Genomic DNA, 17,300 nt, shown 5'->3' with positions numbered 1-17,300 from the left:
TTAAATAATTATGCCTTACGAATTCCTGGAGGCCGCTGTTCTTAGCCTGACGTTTTTCAGTGCGAAAACGCAGCATTCTACACTACATCCTCGCTACCTGGAAATGCACTTAGAAGCAGGTATAGCGTGAAGAAAGGCCGTTTTCTGTTTTAGGGTGTAAAAAATGATAAAGCCCGATGGATCACCGGGCCTCAGAAGAGAGCGTTTCAACACGAAGCTGGTCTGGCGCCAACCCAACGCTGAGAATGACAGGCTGCCACTCCTCGCGTGCGGCGAGCGTCGGAGAGAGACCTTTGGCAAGCCAAAATCCCCCTACGCCACCCAATGCAGCACCGCACATAGCGGCCACATCGGTACCAAACAGCATCTGAAACAGGCCGCCCATGATAAACAGGCCGACCAGCGGAGAGAGATACACCAGCATAGCGGAGCTGAGCAGGCTGCCTTCCGCGATGCCCAGTTCCACCTTCTGCCCCGCCATCAGCGGCTGTTCGCTTGGCACAGAAATCGTGTGCGATGTTTGTGGCCCGAGCTTATTCAACACGCGGCTGCCGCAGCCGGCGCGGGATGCGCAGCTATTACATGAGGCTTTAACATCGCAGCTCACCAGCGCAATGCCGTTTTGCCAGGAGACAACCGTCGCCCACTCTTTGATCATTGTGCAGCCCTGAATTTAATGCTGTCGGAGATGCGCTTCGCCGTCTGCGGAGGGAGTTCTCCCACAATGGTGATCTCTGCGTTATCGCGTACCGTTGTACTCACCGTACGGCGCCCGGTACGCAGCATTTGTTCAGCGCTGTTTGCCGTTGCGCGATTGATATTCACCGAGAAGCTGAACAAACCATCCGAATAGAGGCGCGATTCTACCGGCGTTTCAATCGTTGGCAGCTGACGACGGCTGCTGGACACTTCGCTAAACCCTTGCGGGATCCAGGCAGGCACCCAGTTGAAATTAACGGAATCCCCGGCAGGAACAGAAAGCAGCGGCGGCAGGCTGGCCTTAGCCAGATTCTGCATGCTGTTACCAACCTGATTGTTCACGCTGAAGGAGATAACCCGGAACTGTTCCAGCGTTTCACCGTCACGGTCGAGCAGGTCAACACGCATAGGGAGTTTGGTTTCGGCATCAATCCAGACGATATAGCTGTAGCGCGTTCCGTCCCGGGCAACAACGCGAATTACCTCGCACAGTCTGTCCGCGATGCGGGTACGCCCTACCGAAATAAAATCGTAGTAAGGGGCAAGCCGTTTGAAATCGGTGTAAATGAGTGACGGCAGGGAATCAACGATATAGTCGCCATTCAGCGTGAAAGGCTCCAGGCCTGGCTCGAAATAGCTGATTTCATTCCCACGCTGGACCACTTCCCGACGCGGGCCATCCATCTGTAAAAGCTGGGCGAGCGGCTGATTATCAAGACGGGCATGGCGATAGCGTAACGACTCGACGCCCTGCTTATTGATGCTGATAAATGCCAACTCGTAATTGAGTGACTGGCTGGCCAGATTCATTTGCTGCAACAACGCCCCGGATGAAACATCAGCCGAGGCGTTGGCAGAGAAGAACAGGCTACCCGCCATCAGAGACATGGCGAACCAAAGTTGCTTCATTACTGCGATTGCGTTCCTAAAGTTTGGTTTCCGGGCACCTGCACAGCAGCTTGCTGTGTCTGCGCCTGCTCAAACTGAAGCTGTTCAGAGTGCAGACGACGCTGCAACTCGTAATCCTGCAACATCGCATTAATGCGACGGCGCTGCTCCTGAACCTGCTGTTGCTGACCGCCGCTGGCGGATGCATCAGCCGGTACGCCCAGGCTTACCGGGCTGGCTTTGCCCATCATCGGCAGTGTGTTAAACACTGGCGCTTCTGGCTGCTGATTAGTTTCAGACTGAGTATTATAGTGCTGGACGCCAACAATAACTGCAAGCGATACGCATGCAGCCACACCCATTTGGGTAAGCTGGCTGGCCCACGGACGCACCTTTTGCCAGAACGGCATTTTCTGCCATTGGTGAGGCGCGGGTTGAGCTTCAGGAATCAGCGGAGTGGTCTGATGAACAGGCTCATTCTCAATCGCCGCCATGACGCGGGCTGAGATATCGAAATGGAGAACCTCGCCGGTGTCACCGCGAAGGGTGTCACGGATGAGATGGTAACTCTCCCAGGTCTCTTGCATTTCGGGTGAATGAGACAGCTCGTTGAGCAGCTCACTATCCACCGTTTCACCATCCATTAAAGCGGAAAGTTTTTCTTTCTGCATGCCTAATACCTTTTCCAGTATCCCGCTATCGTCAACGCCTGATAAGCGGTTGAACTTTATTATCAATAGCTTCTCGCGCACGGAAAATTCGTGAACGTACCGTGCCGACCGGACAATCCATGATCGCGGCTATCTCTTCATAGCTCAGACCATCCAGCTCCCGTAACGTAATTGCCATACGTAAATCTTCCGGGAGCGACTCGATCGTGCGAAAAACGATTTGTCTCAGTTCTTCTGACAACATTAAGTTCTCAGGGTTCGAAATTTCTTTCAACGCGCCGCCGCTTTCAAAGTTTTCGGCGTCGATTGCGTCCACATCACTTGAAGGCGGACGACGGCCCTGAGCGACCAGATAATTCTTTGCCGTATTGACCGCAATACGGTACAGCCAGGTATAAAAAGCACTATCTCCCCGGAAAGAATCCAGCGCGCGATAGGCCTTAATAAAAGACTCTTGCACCACATCAGGCACATCGCCTGACGGTACATAGCGGGAAACCAGGCTCGCCACCTTATGCTGGTAGCGGACCACCAGTAGGTTAAAGGCTTTCTGATCTCCCTTCTGGACCCGTTCAACCAGGACCTGGTCCGTTAACTGCTCGCTCATCCGAGGTAATGTCTCCCCAAACCTAAATTCCACGCGTTATCGAAACGCCACTCTAAAAATACCGCACTTTGAGCAAGCACCATTTAGAGTGTCTGATCTTCAATAAGTTCCGTAACGCCTTTGTTTTTGTTCATCGCGCCGCAGACCGTTTATTTTCTCTCATTATAAGTCTGTTCACGATACGCACCACTTTATGACAAGAAACATCTTTTTCCCGCCAGAAGAGTAACGCAACACAGGCTTTATTTCACCACAAAATCTGACGCTAACGATCTGCTTCGCAAAATAATTTCACTCATTTACCCTCCGTTTACCTCCGCTTACGCGTTTAGCCATTGCGACAGCCTCTAAAAAAATACGTGCGATATATCGCATTCAGGTGCTATTCTGACCCAACACTGTTTAGTAAATTAAACAACAATCATGAACACAACACCTGAACTCCATTGTGATGTACTGATCATCGGCAGCGGCGCTGCCGGTCTCTCTCTGGCGCTGCGCCTGGCCGAGCATCAAAACGTTATCGTTCTGAGTAAAGGACCGATAAGTGAAGGTTCCACGTTTTATGCCCAGGGCGGCATTGCCGCCGTGTTTGATGAGACAGACAGCATTGCGTCTCACGTCGAAGATACGCTCATTGCCGGGGCCGGGATCGTGGATGCACACGCCGCAGAGTTTGTCGCCAGCAATGCCCGTCACTGCGTTCAGTGGCTCATCGACCAGGGCGTCTTGTTCGATACTCAGGTTCAACCCAACGGTGAAGAGAGCTACCACCTGACTCGCGAAGGCGGCCATAGCCACCGCCGCATCCTGCACGCAGCGGACGCCACCGGAAAAGAAGTGGAAACCACGCTGGTCAGCAAAGCGCTAAACCATCCTAATATTCGGGTTCTCGAGCGAAGCAATGCCGTTGACCTGATTATCTCTGACAAGATTGGCCTGCCCGGCACGCGTCGCGTGGTGGGCGCCTGGGTCTGGAATCGTAATAAAGAGAAGGTGGAGACCTGTCAGGCGAAGGCTGTGGTACTGGCGACGGGCGGTGCCTCCAAGGTGTATCAGTACACCACGAACCCGGACATAGCCTCCGGAGACGGTATCGCGATGGCCTGGCGCGCTGGCTGCCGGGTGGCGAACCTCGAGTTTAATCAGTTTCACCCAACAGCCCTGTTCCATCCCCAGGCGCGCAACTTCCTGCTGACGGAAGCCCTGCGCGGTGAAGGCGCGTATCTGAAACGCCCTGATGGCTCACGCTTTATGCCCGACTTTGACGCCCGGGGTGAACTTGCCCCGCGTGACATCGTTGCCCGCGCCATCGATCATGAAATGAAGCGCCTTGGCGTAGACTGCATGTATCTCGATATCAGCCATAAGCCAGCAGAGTTCATTCGCCAGCATTTCCCGATGATTTATGAAAAGCTGCTCAATCTTGGCATTGATTTAACGCGCGACCCGGTGCCCATTGTGCCAGCGGCCCACTATACCTGCGGTGGCGTAATGGTTGACGATCATGGACGTACTGACGTAGACGGTCTGTATGCTATCGGTGAGGTCAGCTATACCGGACTTCACGGCGCGAACCGTATGGCCTCTAACTCGCTGCTTGAGTGTCTGGTGTACGGCTGGTCGGCGGCGGAAGACATCACGAAGCGCATGCCTTACGCCCGCGAGACAGAGCACCTGCCAGCCTGGGATGAAAGCCGCGTGGATAATCCGGACGAGCTGGTTGTGATCCAGCACAACTGGCATGAGCTACGGCTGTTTATGTGGGACTACGTAGGGATTGTGCGCACCACGAAACGCCTGGAACGCGCCTTGCGCCGCATCACCATGCTGCAGCAGGAAATTGATGAGTATTATGCTAATTTCCGCGTATCCAATAATCTGCTGGAGCTGCGCAATCTGGTGCAGGTTGCCGAGCTGATTGTTCGCTGCGCGATGATGCGTAAAGAGAGCCGCGGGCTGCACTATACCCTGGACTACCCGGATCAGCTTGCTGAATCCGGCCCGTCGATACTCTCCCCGCAGGTTTACATAAACAGATAAAACGCCTGGGTCAGGGCAGTGTAATCTTCGGAATAACGCTGGTCTGGCCCACGGATAACCATTCGGTCATTAAAGCATTCCCCCTCTTTTGGCGACAGAGCCAGCAGCACGCGGTGCGGCAGTCGACCTTCCGTATCCGAAATATCGGTACGCAGACGTAACGTCCAGCCGATCTCCTGCGCGATACCGATGAAGGTGTTGCCGGTACTCTCTGGCAGGACCACACAGAAAAAACCCTCTTCGGAGATGAGTTCTGCGGCGCTGGTGAGCAGCGCTTTATGATCGAGGGAGCCGGTATAACGCGCCTGTTCACGCTCGGGTGTCCCGCACTCAACGCCGGGCTCGTAGTAGGGAGGGTTGCTGACGATCAGATCGTAACGAGCGGTTTGTTCAGGCGCCCAGGCGAGCACATCTGCGCATTCCACCTTCATTCGTGCTGCCCAGGGGGATTCGGCCATATTGTCACTCGCCTGCTCTGCGGCCTGCGCGTCCAGTTCGACGGCATCAATGATGACATGTTCTTCCGTACGCTGCGCCAGCATCAGCGCCACCAGCCCGCTGCCGGTACCGATATCAAGAATACGCTTAACACCTGCGACAGGCGCCCACGCTCCCAGTAAAATACCGTCTGTACCGACCTTCATGGCACAGCGATCGTGCGCGACAAAAAATTGTTTAAACGTAAAACCATCGCGGCGCAGCTGCGCTTTGAGTTGAGACATGTCAGGGCAACCTTCTAAGTGAAACTGGAGTAGCATAGGGGAAAGCGAAGTGGCCGAAAAGCGATATCCATACAAACAGATGAAGATTACAGCCGTAACGTCTATAATCAGCGCCCCACACAGAGGTAGAACATGACTGTAACGACTTTTTCCGAACTTGAACTCGATGAAAGCCTGCTCAATGCACTTGAGAGCAAAGGCTTTACACGCCCGACCGCCATTCAGGCAGCGGCCATTCCGCCTGCGCTTGAGGGCCGCGATGTGCTCGGTTCTGCGCCAACCGGCACGGGGAAGACAGCAGCCTATTTGCTGCCTGTGTTGCAGCATCTGCTCGACTTTCCGCGTAAAAAATCTGGCCCGCCGCGTATTTTGATCCTGACGCCTACGCGCGAACTGGCAATGCAGGTTGCCGATCACGCGCGTGAACTCGCGGCAAATACTCATCTGGATATCGCCACCATCACCGGCGGCGTTGCGTACATGAACCACGCCGAAGTGTTCAGCGAAAACCAGGACATCGTCGTTGCGACGACGGGCCGCCTGCTGCAGTACATTAAAGAAGAGAACTTCGACTGCCGCGCGGTTGAAACGCTGATCCTCGACGAAGCCGACCGCATGCTGGACATGGGCTTCGCACAGGATATCGAGCACATTGCAGGGGAAACGCGCTGGCGTAACCAGACGATGCTGTTCTCTGCCACCCTCGAAGGGGAAGCGATCAAAGACTTCGCAGAGCGTCTGCTGGAAGATCCGGTGGAAGTCTCGGCTACGCCGTCCACCCGTGAGCGTAAGAAGATCCACCAGTGGTACTACCGCGCGGATAACCTTGAGCACAAGGTCGAATTGCTGAAACACCTGCTGAAGCAGGAAGATGCTCTGCGCACCATCGTGTTTGTGCGTAAGCGCGAGCGCGTGCACGAGCTGGCTGAGATGCTGCGTAACGCCGGGATCAACAACTGCTATCTTGAAGGCGAGATGGCGCAGATCAAGCGTACCGAAGGGATTAAGCGTCTGACCGATGGTCGCGTTAACGTGCTGGTTGCGACTGACGTTGCCGCACGCGGGATCGACATCCCGGACGTCAGCCACGTCATTAACTTCGATATGCCGCGCAGCGGAGATACCTACCTGCACCGCATTGGCCGTACCGGCCGCGCGGGCCGCAAAGGGATTGCGATTTCACTGGTCGAAGCGCATGACTACCTGCTGCTGCAGAAAATTGGCCGCTATGTTGATGAGCCGCTGAAAGCGCGCGTTATTGACGAACTCCGCCCGACCACGCGTGCGCCGAGTGAAAAGATGACGGGTAAACCGTCCAAGAAAGCGCTCGCAAAACGTGCTGAGAGAAAAGAGAAAGAAAAAGAGAAACCGCGCGTGAAGCAGCGCCACCGCGATACCAAAAACATTGGTAAGCGCCGTAAGCCAAGCTCTGCTGCACCAGAGACGAAAACTGAAGAGTAAAAAAAGCCGGGGAAATCCCCGGCTTTTTTATTCCCCCCTGCTGAAGCCGTTACAGGCTTTCAGTAAAGGTACGGGCGATAACGTCGCGCTGCTGTTCTGGAGTCAGTGAGTTAAAGCGAACCGCATAGCCGGACACGCGGATAGTCAGCTGTGGGTATTTTTCTGGATGCTCAACGGCATCCATCAGCGTTTCGCGGCGCAGCACGTTAACGTTCAGGTGCTGACCCCCTTCCACGCGCACTTCCGGCTGCACTTCCATAGGAACTTCACGGTATTCGATTTCGCCCAATTTGTTTACCGGTACGATTTCATCTTCAGCAAAACCCGCTTTCGCAACGACGCAGCGCGCTTCGTTCTTCTCGCTGTCCAGCAGCCAGAAAGAATTGAGCAGATCGTCATTTGCAGCTTTAGTAATCTGGATACCTGTAATCATGTGTTGCCTCCCTTAGGCTACATTAACTCGTGTCGGCCTCTCGCGGCCAATTGGTAAAACCATTTTTTCTTGTGTGTATATATAACATTCAAACCCCGGCGATTTATTGATTTAAATCAACAAAAACACCAACCACATAAAGAGTGTGGTTTGAATTTATTGTTTTAGATCAATTTAACAACCTTACCAATTCAACTTACCCTGTATCTTTTCAAAATAAATTTAGCCACTTGGCACGTATTTCAGCGCGTAATTTTGCTCACCGGGGTGAAACAGGTAAGCTAGTCAGAGATTGAGATTCGCAGGAGAGCGAGATGACGACACCTTTAACCTGGCATGACGTGCTGGCAGAAGAAAAGCAGCAGCCTTATTTTATCAATACACTCAGCACCGTTGCCGCTGAGCGTCAGTCCGGACAGACGATTTACCCGCCGCAGAAAGACGTGTTTAACGCCTTTCGCTACACCGAACTGAGCGATGTGAAAGTGGTCATTCTGGGCCAGGATCCCTATCACGGCCCCGGGCAGGCGCATGGGCTGGCGTTTTCCGTTCGTCCGGGCGTGGCTATCCCCCCTTCTCTGCTCAACATGTATAAAGAGCTTGAAGCAACCGTGCCCGGTTTTACCCGGCCAAACCACGGTTACCTGGAAAGCTGGGCGCGCCAGGGCGTGCTGTTGCTGAATACGGTGCTTACCGTACGGGCGGGTCAGGCGCACTCGCACGCCAGTCTGGGCTGGGAGACGTTTACCGATAAAGTCATCAGCCTGATCAACGAGCATCGTGAAGGGGTGGTGTTTTTACTCTGGGGTTCTCACGCGCAGAAGAAAGGGGCGATTATCGATCGTCAGCGTCATCACGTGCTCAAGGCACCGCACCCGTCACCGCTGTCTGCACATCGCGGTTTCTTTGGCAGTAATCATTTTGTTCTGGCGAATGAATGGCTGGAAAAACGTGGCGAAAAGCCGATTGACTGGATGCCTGTATTACCGGCAGAGAGCGAGTAGTTAGAGTTTGTATGCCCGGCTCACCGGGCATACAAAAAGCATAATGGATTATGCCTTGTTCTGGCGCCACCATTCGGCCAGCAGTACGCCGGTCGCAACGGATACGTTCAGACTTTCCACATTGCCTGTTCCGTCGATAGAGACGCTCAGATCCGCACTGGAGAGCGCCGCGTCAGACAGACCATCACGTTCCTGCCCCAGCACCAGCACCATTTTGCGCGGCAGCGTCGCTTTAAACAGCGGCGTACCGGCATGGCTTGAGGTGGTCACGATGGAATAACCCGCTTTACGGAACTGCTCGAGGGCGTCCAGAACGCTGTCACCGGTGATCGGCTGTACGTGCTCGGCTCCGCCTTCCGCAGTACGGATCGCGGCGCCGGATTCCAGCAGCGCGGCATCCTGCAACAGCACGCCTTTCACGCCAAAGTGCGCGCAGCTACGCATCATTGCGCCCAGGTTGTGCGGGTTGCCCACATCTTCCAGGGCCAGCACGCAGTCATCGGCATCCGCCTGGCTGACCCACTGCTGCACGGTCGTGCCGTTACGCTTTTTGATCAGGAAGCAGACGCCGCCGTGGTGTTCAGTGCCGGACGCTTTGATCAGCTCGGCATCATCAACCACGTGGTAGGCTTTACGGTTCGCGGCCATCCAGCGCAGCGCTTCTTTGAAGCGCGGGGTCACGCTCTGGATAAACCAGGCGCGGACGATACACTCAGGACGGCTCAGGAACAGCGCCTGGCAGGCGTTCTCGCCATACACGCGGGTCTCTTCCGCACGCTGACGGCGCAGCACTTCCGGGTCGATAAAGCTTTTACCGCTGATACCGCCGTGATCGGCTTTTTCCGGCGTCTCATCGCCAGGGGCGCGAGAAACGGTGCGCCACGGTGAGGCGTTATCACGTGAGAAGTCATCACGCGGACGATCGTCGCGTGGACGGTCACTGCGTGGGCGGTCGGAACGCGGACGGTCATCGCGTTTGCGATCGTCACGTTTGCGGTCATCACCGCGGTTATTTCTGTCATCGCGGGCGGGGCGACGGCCACCGTCTGCACGAGAAGACGCCGGACGCCCGCCACCTTTTCCGGTACGCGGATTTTGGGTGCGTTTATCAGAGTCATCATCACTGCGGACATACATCACTTTGACCTTGCCGCTTTTGTTTTTCATTTCGTCGTTCATGCTTTTCTCCACCAGCGCTGCGCGAAGCGCGCAGATTACCCGATGTGCCAGCGCATAGCCATAATTTCGTACAAAAGCCTGTGACTATTGTTCTCATTGAATAAAACGCATTGTTGTTTCAAACAGGCTCATTGATAATATGTAACATATTAGAAACATTATCGGCGTTGTGCCGCTGTCCCACGGCTCTATCAGAGGTTAGTTATGAATACCGTATGTGCCAACTGTCAGGCTCTTAATCGCATTCCGGACGATCGGATGGAAGATGGTGCGAAATGCGGACGTTGTGGCCATGAATTATTTGATGGCGATGTCATTAACGCGACGGGTGCTACGCTGGACAAACTCCTCAAGGACGATCTTCCTGTCGTGATCGATTTCTGGGCACCATGGTGCGGCCCTTGCCGTAGCTTCGCGCCGATTTTCGAAGATGTGGCCGAAGAGCGCAGCGGAAAAATGCGGTTCGTTAAGGTCAATACCGAAGCCGAACCCGAACTGAGCGCACGTTTTCGTATTCGCAGCATCCCGACCATTATGATTTTCAAAAATGGCGAAGTGATCGATATGCTCAACGGTGCGGTTCCAAAAGCACCTTTTGAAAGCTGGTTAAACGAGTCGCTGTAACATTCACGGGGCACGTCTTGTGCCCCGCTCCCGCCTCTGCGAAAATAGCGTTTTTCCTGCATTTCGACCATGACTGATAACGCCGTTCTTAAATTACGCGCCGAACGCCTTGCGCGCGCCACCCGACCGTTCCTCGCACGAGGCAACCGTATTCGCCGCTGTCAGCGCTGCCTTCTGCCGCTGAAGGTTTGTCTATGCGAGACGCTGGCACCGAGTACGGCACAGAGCCGTTTTTGTCTGGTCATGTTCGATACCGAGCCGATGAAACCCAGCAATACGGGGCGTCTTATCGCCGATATTCTGCCGGATACCGCCGCGTTTCAGTGGTCCCGTACAGAGCCGCCTCAGGCCCTGCTCGATTTAGTGGCCAGCCCCGACTACCAGCCGATGGTCGTCTTCCCCGCGTCATATGCAGGTGTGGATCGCCAGGTGCTTTCAGCGCCGCCATCCGGTAAACCACCGCTGTTTATCATGCTGGACGGTACATGGACCGAAGCGCGAAAAATGTTTCGCAAAAGCCCGTATCTCGACGCGCTGCCGGTGATTTCTGTCGATCTTTCCCGCGTCTCCGCCTACCGCCTGCGTGAAGCGCACGCTGACGGGCAATACTGCACCGCCGAAGTGGCGATTGCGCTTCTGGATTTAGCGGGAGATACCGCTGCGGCTGATGCCCTGGGCAACCATTTCTCATGCTTCCGGGAGCGCTATCTGGCGGGAAAAACCGTTCATAAGGGCAGCGTCACAGCGCCCGAGCCAGAAAGCGTTTAAAATCATCAGGTCGCTTGCATTCACAGGAGGCCTGCATGAGCCAGCGAGGGTTAGAAGCGCTACTTCGTCCTAAATCCATTGCCGTTATCGGCGCATCAATGAAGCCGGATCGTGCTGGCTATCTGATGATGCGTAATCTGCTGGCCGGGGGATTTAACGGCCCCGTCATGCCCGTCACGCCGTCTTATAAGGCCGTTCAGGGGGTACTTGCTTGGCCTGATGTACAAAGCTTGCCTTTCGTGCCGGATCTTGCCGTACTCTGTACAAACGCGAAGCGCAACCCGGAACTGCTGGAATCACTCGGCAAGAAAGGGTGTAAAACCTGCATTATTCTTTCGTCTCCGCCTGAACAGAAAGCCGAGCTTCTGGCCTGCGCCAGCCGCTATCAAATGCGCATTCTTGGGCCAAACAGTCTGGGCCTGCTTGCCCCCTGGCAGGGGCTGAATGCCAGTTTCTCCCCGGTTCCGATCCGCAAAGGCAAACTGGCGTTTATCTCGCAGTCGGCTGCGGTATCGAACACCATCCTCGACTGGGCGCAGCAGCGTGAAATGGGATTCTCCTACTTCATTGCCCTGGGCGACAGCCTGGATATCGACGTTGATGAGCTGCTGGATTTTCTGGCGCGTGACGGCAAAACCAGCGCGATCCTGCTTTATCTTGAGCACCTCAGCGACGCGCGTCGTTTTGTCTCGGCTTCGCGAAGCGCTTCGCGCAATAAGCCGATCCTGGTGATCAAAAGCGGACGCAGCCCTGCGGCACAGCGTCTGCTGCATTCTCATTCCGGCATGGATCCCGCCTGGGACGCCGCCATTCAGCGCGCGGGGTTGCTGCGGGTACAGGATACGCACGAGCTTTTTTCCGCCGTTGAGACGTTAAGCCATATGCGCCCGTTGCGCGGTGAGAAGCTAATGATTGTCAGTAACGGTGCGGCCCCTGCCGCGCTCGCGCTGGACGAGCTGTGGCGGCGCTTCGGCAAGCTGGCAACGCTGAGTGAAGAGACGCTGCAGCGCCTGAAAGAAGCGCTTCCGACCAGCGTGACGCCCGGCAATCCGCTTGATTTGCGCGATGACGCCAGCAGCGACCGCTACATCAGAGCGATCTCCATTTTGCTGGATAGCCAGGATTTCGACGCGCTGATGATTATCCACTCCCCCAGCGCGGTCGCGCCGGGCAGTGAAAGCGCGCGCGCGCTCATTGACGCCGTGCGCAACCATCCGCGAGGTAAATACGTTACCCTGCTCACCAACTGGTGCGGTGAGTTTTCCTCTCAGGAGGCGCGGCGCTTGTTCAGCGAGGCCGGGCTGCCAACCTACCGCACGCCGGAAGGCACCATCACCGCGTTTATGCATATGGTGGAATATCGCCGCAACCAGAAGCAGCTGCGTGAAACGCCGGCTTTGCCGGGGAATCTGACGGCGAACACCGTCGACGTTCACCGGCTGTTGCAGCAGGCCATTGAAGAAGGCGCGACCTCGCTTGATACGCATGAGGTCCAGCCCATTCTGGGCAGCTACGGGATGCAAACCCTGCCGACCTGGATCGCCGGCGACAGCGCTGAGGCCGTGCATATTGCCGAACAGATTGGCTATCCGGTTGCCCTGAAGCTGCGTTCTCCGGATATCCCGCATAAGTCTGATGTTCAGGGGGTTATGTTATACCTGCGTACGGCGACTGAGGTGCAGCAGGCAGCTGATGCCATTTTTGATCGGGTCAAAATGGCCTGGCCGCAGGCAAGGATCCACGGATTGCTGGTGCAAAGCATGGCAAACCGTGCAGGGGCTCAGGAATTACGGGTAGTGGTTGAACACGATCCCGTCTTCGGCCCGCTCATCATGCTGGGAGAGGGTGGCGTTGAGTGGCGTCCGGAGGAGCAGGCCGTGGTGGCGTTACCGCCGCTGAACATGAACCTGGCGCGTTATCTGATCATCCAGGCGATTAAAAGTAAAAAGATCCGTGGCCGGAGTGCGCTGCGCCCGCTTGATATAGCCGGGTTAAGTCAGTTCCTGGTGCAGGTCTCTAACCTGATTGTGGATTGTGCAGAGATCCAGCGGCTGGACATTCATCCGCTGCTGGCCTCCGGCAATGAGTTTACGGCGCTGGACGTGACCCTGGATATCGCACCATTCGAAGGAGACAGAGAAAGCCGTCTGGCGATCCGCCCGTATCCCCTGCAGCTGGAGGAGTGGGTTGAGATGAAGAATGGAGAACGCGCCTTGTTCCGCCCTATTCTGCCGGAAGATGAGCCCCAGCTGCGAGCCTTTATCTCTCAGGTCACGAAAGAGGATCTTTATTATCGCTATTTTAGCGAAATCAACGAATTTACCCACGATGATTTAGCCAATATGACCCAGATCGACTACGATCGAGAAATGGCGTTTGTTGCCGTTCGTCGCTCCGATAAGGGGGATGAGATCCTCGGCGTCACGCGTGCTATTTCTGACCCGGATAACGTCGATGCGGAGTTTGCGGTGCTGGTGCGCTCCGATCTTAAAGGCCTGGGTCTGGGCAGACGGCTGCTGGAAAAACTTATCAGTTATACGCGAGATCACGGATTGTTACGCCTCAATGGCATTACTATGCCTAACAATCGCGGTATGGTGACCCTGGCGCGAAAACTTGGGTTTGACGTTGATATTCAGCTGGACGAAGGTATTGTGGCCTTGTCCCTCAGTCTGACATCAGCAGACAAACGCGAGTAAGCTACTGGAAATGTTACCCACTTTGGACGGGACTGGTGGTATCATTGTCCGCTTATGTTGTTTGCATGGTACAGACAACCCTTCAATGAACAGAGAAGAAACGCACTGTGATGTTGTCAAAATTTAAGCGTAATAAACATCAACAACACCTTGCTCAACTACCGAAGATTTCTCAGTCAGTTGATGATGTAGAGTTCTTTTACGCTCCCGCTCATTTTCGGGAGACGCTTCTGGAAAAGATTGCCAGCGCCACGCGACGCATTTGCATCGTAGCGCTCTATCTTGAACAGGATGAAGGCGGGCGCGCGATCCTGAACGCGCTCTATGAAGCCAAACGTCAGCGTCCGGAACTTGATGTTCGCGTGCTGGTAGACTGGCATCGCGCTCAGCGTGGCCGTATTGGCGCTGCCGCCTCAAACACCAATGCTGACTGGTATTGCCGCACGGCGCAGGAAAATCCTGGCGTTGATGTGCCTGTTTATGGCGTCCCGGTAAATACCCGTGAAGCGCTCGGCGTCCTTCATTTCAAGGGATTCATCATTGATGACAGCGTGCTTTACAGCGGCGCAAGTCTGAATGATGTTTACCTTCATCAGCTCGATAAATATCGCTACGACCGCTACCATCTGATCCGTAATCCGCAGATGGCCGATATCATGTTTAACTGGGTTGATAAAAATCTGGTCCATGGCCGCGGTGTTAATCGCCTTGACGATCCTGAGCGTCCTAAAAGCCCGGAAATCAAAAACGATGTTCGCGCCTTCCGCCAGGAGCTGCGTGATGCGGTCTATCATTTCCAGGGTGATGCGAACAACGAAGAGTTATCCGTTACCCCGCTGGTAGGGCTCGGTAAATCAAGCCTGCTGAACAAAACGATATTCCATCTGATGCCGTGCGCGGAGCAGAAACTCACCATCTGTACGCCGTACTTCAACCTTCCTGCCGTGCTGGTGCGTAATATCATTCAGCTGCTGCGCGACGGTAAAAAAGTGGAAATCATCGTTGGTGATAAAACCGCAAACGACTTTTTCATTCCTGAAGATCAGCCGTTCAAAATCATCGGTGCGCTGCCTTATCTCTATGAGATCAACCTGCGCCGTTTCCTGAGCCGTTTACAGTATTACGTAAACACTGACCAGCTGGTTGTGCGTCTCTGGAAAGATGAGGACAACACCTACCATCTGAAAGGAATGTGGGTCGACGATGAGTGGATGCTGCTGACCGGTAATAACCTGAACCCACGCGCGTGGCGACTGGATCTGGAAAACGCTATCCTAATCCATGACCCGCAGCACGAGTTAGCCGCAAAACGTGAACGTGAGCTGGAGCTGATTCGCACGCATACCACTGTGGTTAATCATTACCGCGAACTGCAGAGCATTGCCGATTATCCGGTAAAAGTCCGCAAGCTTATCCGCCGCTTACGTCGTATCCGTATCGACCGACTTATCAGCCGTATTCTGTAATGTCCAGGCCCTGCAACCCGCAGGGCTTTTTTATGGTGCCGTTGATGCGTATTCCTCTGTTACTTAGCGTCCTCTTTCTGAGTGGCTGTAGCCATATGGCCAACGATAACTGGTCCGGACAGGATAAAGCCCAGCATTTCCTCGCTTCGGCGATGTTGTCCGCAGCCGGTAATGAATATGCGCAGCATCAGGGATACAGCCGGGACCGTAGCGCGGCGATAGGGTTGATGTTCTCAGTCAGTCTTGGAGCATCAAAAGAACTGTGGGATAGCCGCCCCGTAGGGAGCGGCTGGAGCTGGAAAGATTTCGCCTGGGATGTCGCCGGCGCAACGACCGGCTATGCCGTGTGGCAGATGGCGCGCTATTAAAGTCGAATGCCTTTACCTTTGCGATGCAGCATCAGCGAAACAATAAAGGCCAGTGCGCCCATTATCGTTACGTACCAGAAGAATGTCGTTTCACTTCCCCATGATTTAAGCGACAACGCAACGTACTCCGCCGATCCGCCAAACAACGCATTAGCTACCGCATAAGAGAGCCCTACCCCTAAAGCACGTACCTGCGCCGGGAACATTTCAGCTTTCAATATTCCGCTGATAGAGGTATAGAAACTGACAATCACCATCGCCAGCATCACCAGCGCAAACGCCGCATACGGCGAAGTCACATGCTGAAGGGCCGACAGAATAGGTACGGTACATAACGCCGACAGGCCGCCGAAAATCAGCATCGACGTACGTCGACCGATTTTATCCGAGAGCGCACCGATAATGGGTTGTATGAGCATAAAGACAAACAGCGCCACGGTCATGACTACGCTGGCGACGTTTGCGTGCATGCCGGTGGTGTTCACCAGGTACTTCTGCATGTAGGTGGTGAACGTGTAAAAACTGAGAGAGCCGCCCGCAGTAAAGCCCAGCACCATGAGGAAAGCTTTGCGGTTACGCCATAACCCTTTGAATGTTCCCGCCTCCTTCAGCGTTCTGACTTCCTTCTGAGAGGTTTCATCTAACTGACGGCGTAGCCAAAGTGCGACCACCGCCAGTACTGCGCCCATCGCGAAAGGAATTCGCCATCCCCAGGCGTGAAGTTGTTCGTCCGTCAGAATCTGCTGCAGGATCACTACCACAAGAATGGCCAGCAGTTGACCACCAATCAGCGTGACGTACTGGAATGAGGCGTAAAAACCTTTACGGCCTTCCAGGGCAATCTCACTCATGTAGGTCGCACTGGTACCGTATTCACCCCCTACCGATAATCCCTGGAATAAGCGGGCCAGTAATAGTAGCGCCGGTGCCCAGGTACCAATCGATTCATACCCCGGTAAGCAGGCGATCACCAGAGAACCAAAGCACATCATGCACACCGAGATCAGCATAGAAGCCTTACGGCCGCGACGATCCGCAATGCGGCCAAACAGCCAGCCCCCGATGGGCCGCATTAAAAACCCTGCGGCAAATACCCCCGCCGTTTGTAGCAGCTGCGTTGTGGTGTTGCCGGATGGGAAGAAAATATGTGCGAAGTAGAGTGAACAGAATGAGTAGACGTAAAAGTCGAACCATTCAACCAGATTCCCTGAAGAGGCGCTGACGATTGCCCATACCCTTCTTCGGGTATCACTGTTAGCCAGCGTCCCGTTTGATGTAATGCTTTCTGTCATTGTGATTATGCTCCTGCCATAAACAGCGGCGTATTGAGCCAGGAGACTCAATTACCTCGTAAATGAAATGTTATAATTTTGTTATAAATAACATTGCGACAAGGATCACACATTCCATTAGCAGGATAAGGGATTAAGAGAAAGGCCAAAGAGGGTAAGCACAAAGCAAAAAACCCCGCACCTTACGGTACGGGGTTCTTCTAATTGATGCCTGGCAGTTCCCTACTCTCACATGGGGAGACCCCACACTACCATCGGCGCTACGGCGTTTCACTTCTGAGTTCGGCATGGGGTCAGGTGGGACCACCGCGCTAAAGCCGCCAGGCAAATTCTGTTAATCTGTATCAGGCTGAAAATCGTGTCTGTCTCATCCGCC

Annotated in this window: 17 protein-coding genes and 1 rRNA gene; 8 read left to right on the top strand and 10 right to left on the bottom strand. The window is 54.6% G+C overall.

The window, feature by feature from the left end; all coding sequences use genetic code 11:
- Positions 1-181 precede the first annotated feature (181 nt).
- The 5 genes from rseC to rseD are packed head-to-tail and all read right to left on the bottom strand — an operon-like array spanning position 182 to position 2,948.
- The gene (rseC, locus tag FOY96_RS05050) at positions 182-658 is read right to left on the bottom strand and encodes a SoxR-reducing system protein RseC (RefSeq protein ID WP_023308850.1); all 477 of its coding nucleotides are present in this window, start codon (positions 656-658) and stop codon (positions 182-184) included.
- Entirely contained in the window at positions 655-1,608 is a 954-nt protein-coding gene (gene rseB / locus FOY96_RS05045; protein ID WP_023308851.1) for a sigma-E factor regulatory protein RseB, read from the bottom strand. Before rseB ends, rseC begins: the two co-directional genes overlap by 4 nt.
- The gene (gene rseA, locus FOY96_RS05040; RefSeq protein ID WP_008502186.1) at positions 1,608-2,258 is read right to left on the bottom strand and encodes an anti-sigma-E factor RseA; all 651 of its coding nucleotides are present in this window, start codon (positions 2,256-2,258) and stop codon (positions 1,608-1,610) included. The genes rseB and rseA overlap by 1 nt, the downstream gene beginning before the upstream one ends.
- Positions 2,259-2,289: 31 nt before the next feature.
- Positions 2,290-2,865, bottom strand: a complete 576-nt coding sequence (gene rpoE, locus FOY96_RS05035; protein WP_006176728.1) for an RNA polymerase sigma factor RpoE — start codon at positions 2,863-2,865, stop codon at positions 2,290-2,292.
- Positions 2,862-2,948: a rpoE leader peptide RseD gene (gene rseD, locus FOY96_RS23080; RefSeq protein ID WP_223862639.1), complete on the bottom strand. Its 87-nt coding sequence runs from the start codon at positions 2,946-2,948 to the stop codon at positions 2,862-2,864. Before rseD ends, rpoE begins: the two co-directional genes overlap by 4 nt.
- 340 nt (positions 2,949-3,288) lie before the next feature.
- Here rseD and nadB point away from each other — a divergent pair, with 340 nt between their 5' ends.
- Positions 3,289-4,908 carry an L-aspartate oxidase gene (nadB, locus tag FOY96_RS05025; RefSeq protein WP_143346592.1) on the top strand — a complete coding sequence of 540 codons (1,620 nt, stop codon included), beginning with the start codon at positions 3,289-3,291 and terminating at the stop codon, positions 4,906-4,908.
- Here the strand turns inward: nadB and trmN are convergent.
- Positions 4,893-5,630: a tRNA(1)(Val) (adenine(37)-N(6))-methyltransferase TrmN gene (trmN, locus tag FOY96_RS05020; protein ID WP_023308853.1), complete on the bottom strand. Its 738-nt coding sequence runs from the start codon at positions 5,628-5,630 to the stop codon at positions 4,893-4,895. The two genes, nadB and trmN, sit on opposite strands and share 16 nt — an antisense overlap.
- A 132-nt stretch (positions 5,631-5,762) precedes the next feature.
- Here trmN and srmB point away from each other — a divergent pair, with 132 nt between their 5' ends.
- On the top strand, positions 5,763-7,091 hold the full coding sequence (srmB, locus tag FOY96_RS05015) for an ATP-dependent RNA helicase SrmB (protein WP_023308854.1): 1,329 nt from the start codon (positions 5,763-5,765) through the stop codon (positions 7,089-7,091).
- Positions 7,092-7,140: 49 nt separating this feature from the next.
- On the opposite strand, the gene grcA is transcribed toward srmB, so the two are convergent.
- Complete coding sequence (grcA, locus tag FOY96_RS05010; protein WP_029741127.1) at positions 7,141-7,524, bottom strand: autonomous glycyl radical cofactor GrcA; 384 nt, start codon at positions 7,522-7,524, stop codon at positions 7,141-7,143.
- Between the two features lie 314 nt (positions 7,525-7,838).
- On the opposite strand from grcA, the gene ung reads away from it, so the two are divergent.
- Entirely contained in the window at positions 7,839-8,528 is a 690-nt protein-coding gene (ung, locus tag FOY96_RS05005) for a uracil-DNA glycosylase (protein WP_023308856.1), read from the top strand.
- Positions 8,529-8,576: 48 nt separating this feature from the next.
- On the opposite strand, the gene FOY96_RS05000 is transcribed toward ung, so the two are convergent.
- Positions 8,577-9,707 (bottom strand): tRNA/rRNA methyltransferase, encoded by a 1,131-nt coding sequence (locus FOY96_RS05000; protein ID WP_143346591.1) that lies wholly within the window; start codon positions 9,705-9,707, stop codon positions 8,577-8,579.
- A gap of 204 nt (positions 9,708-9,911) precedes the next feature.
- Here FOY96_RS05000 and trxC point away from each other — a divergent pair, with 204 nt between their 5' ends.
- The 5 genes from trxC (at position 9,912) to FOY96_RS04975 (ending at position 15,632) form a co-directional block, all read left to right on the top strand.
- On the top strand, positions 9,912-10,331 hold the full coding sequence (gene trxC, locus FOY96_RS04995) for a thioredoxin TrxC (protein WP_023308858.1): 420 nt from the start codon (positions 9,912-9,914) through the stop codon (positions 10,329-10,331).
- Between the two features lie 69 nt (positions 10,332-10,400).
- Positions 10,401-11,099, top strand: a complete 699-nt coding sequence (locus tag FOY96_RS04990; protein WP_143346590.1) for a tRNA-uridine aminocarboxypropyltransferase — start codon at positions 10,401-10,403, stop codon at positions 11,097-11,099.
- Positions 11,100-11,134: 35 nt separating this feature from the next.
- Positions 11,135-13,798 carry a bifunctional acetate--CoA ligase family protein/GNAT family N-acetyltransferase gene (locus FOY96_RS04985; protein ID WP_143346589.1) on the top strand — a complete coding sequence of 888 codons (2,664 nt, stop codon included), beginning with the start codon at positions 11,135-11,137 and terminating at the stop codon, positions 13,796-13,798.
- Positions 13,799-13,908: 110 nt separating this feature from the next.
- Positions 13,909-15,264: a CDP-diacylglycerol--serine O-phosphatidyltransferase gene (pssA, locus tag FOY96_RS04980; protein ID WP_023333068.1), complete on the top strand. Its 1,356-nt coding sequence runs from the start codon at positions 13,909-13,911 to the stop codon at positions 15,262-15,264.
- A gap of 44 nt (positions 15,265-15,308) precedes the next feature.
- A complete protein-coding gene (locus tag FOY96_RS04975) occupies positions 15,309-15,632 on the top strand; it encodes a YfiM family lipoprotein (protein ID WP_143346588.1) in 324 nt (107 codons plus the stop codon).
- Here the strand turns inward: FOY96_RS04975 and FOY96_RS04970 are convergent.
- Together FOY96_RS04970 and rrf are read right to left on the bottom strand one after the other, a co-directional pair.
- Positions 15,629-16,924, bottom strand: coding sequence for an MFS transporter (locus FOY96_RS04970; RefSeq protein WP_029741120.1), 1,296 nt, complete (start codon positions 16,922-16,924; stop codon positions 15,629-15,631). The two genes, FOY96_RS04975 and FOY96_RS04970, sit on opposite strands and share 4 nt — an antisense overlap.
- A 209-nt stretch (positions 16,925-17,133) precedes the next feature.
- Positions 17,134-17,249 (bottom strand): 5S ribosomal RNA (gene rrf / locus FOY96_RS04965).
- Positions 17,250-17,300 lie beyond the last annotated feature (51 nt).

Origin of the sequence: Enterobacter asburiae, from assembly GCF_007035645.1 — a bacterium.
GTDB classification, from domain to species: Bacteria; Pseudomonadota; Gammaproteobacteria; order Enterobacterales; family Enterobacteriaceae; genus Enterobacter; species Enterobacter asburiae_B.
This window is presented reverse-complemented; position numbering and strand designations above follow the sequence as displayed.

What these genes read in the sequence shown, in the direction of transcription:
- rseC (WP_023308850.1), bottom strand. Translation starts at nt 658, where the DNA reads ATGATCAAAGAGTGGGCGACGGTTGTCTCCTGGCAAAACGGCATTGCG.
- rseB (WP_023308851.1), bottom strand. Translation starts at nt 1,608, where the DNA reads ATGAAGCAACTTTGGTTCGCCATGTCTCTGATGGCGGGTAGCCTGTTC.
- rseA (WP_008502186.1), bottom strand. Translation starts at nt 2,258, where the DNA reads ATGCAGAAAGAAAAACTTTCCGCTTTAATGGATGGTGAAACGGTGGAT.
- rpoE (WP_006176728.1), bottom strand. Translation starts at nt 2,865, where the DNA reads ATGAGCGAGCAGTTAACGGACCAGGTCCTGGTTGAACGGGTCCAGAAG.
- rseD (WP_223862639.1), bottom strand. Translation starts at nt 2,948, where the DNA reads ATGGTGCTTGCTCAAAGTGCGGTATTTTTAGAGTGGCGTTTCGATAAC.
- nadB (WP_143346592.1), top strand. Translation starts at nt 3,289, where the DNA reads ATGAACACAACACCTGAACTCCATTGTGATGTACTGATCATCGGCAGC.
- trmN (WP_023308853.1), bottom strand. Translation starts at nt 5,630, where the DNA reads ATGTCTCAACTCAAAGCGCAGCTGCGCCGCGATGGTTTTACGTTTAAA.
- srmB (WP_023308854.1), top strand. Translation starts at nt 5,763, where the DNA reads ATGACTGTAACGACTTTTTCCGAACTTGAACTCGATGAAAGCCTGCTC.
- grcA (WP_029741127.1), bottom strand. Translation starts at nt 7,524, where the DNA reads ATGATTACAGGTATCCAGATTACTAAAGCTGCAAATGACGATCTGCTC.
- ung (WP_023308856.1), top strand. Translation starts at nt 7,839, where the DNA reads ATGACGACACCTTTAACCTGGCATGACGTGCTGGCAGAAGAAAAGCAG.
- FOY96_RS05000 (WP_143346591.1), bottom strand. Translation starts at nt 9,707, where the DNA reads ATGAACGACGAAATGAAAAACAAAAGCGGCAAGGTCAAAGTGATGTAT.
- trxC (WP_023308858.1), top strand. Translation starts at nt 9,912, where the DNA reads ATGAATACCGTATGTGCCAACTGTCAGGCTCTTAATCGCATTCCGGAC.
- FOY96_RS04990 (WP_143346590.1), top strand. Translation starts at nt 10,401, where the DNA reads ATGACTGATAACGCCGTTCTTAAATTACGCGCCGAACGCCTTGCGCGC.
- FOY96_RS04985 (WP_143346589.1), top strand. Translation starts at nt 11,135, where the DNA reads ATGAGCCAGCGAGGGTTAGAAGCGCTACTTCGTCCTAAATCCATTGCC.
- pssA (WP_023333068.1), top strand. Translation starts at nt 13,909, where the DNA reads ATGTTGTCAAAATTTAAGCGTAATAAACATCAACAACACCTTGCTCAA.
- FOY96_RS04975 (WP_143346588.1), top strand. Translation starts at nt 15,309, where the DNA reads ATGCGTATTCCTCTGTTACTTAGCGTCCTCTTTCTGAGTGGCTGTAGC.
- FOY96_RS04970 (WP_029741120.1), bottom strand. Translation starts at nt 16,924, where the DNA reads ATGACAGAAAGCATTACATCAAACGGGACGCTGGCTAACAGTGATACC.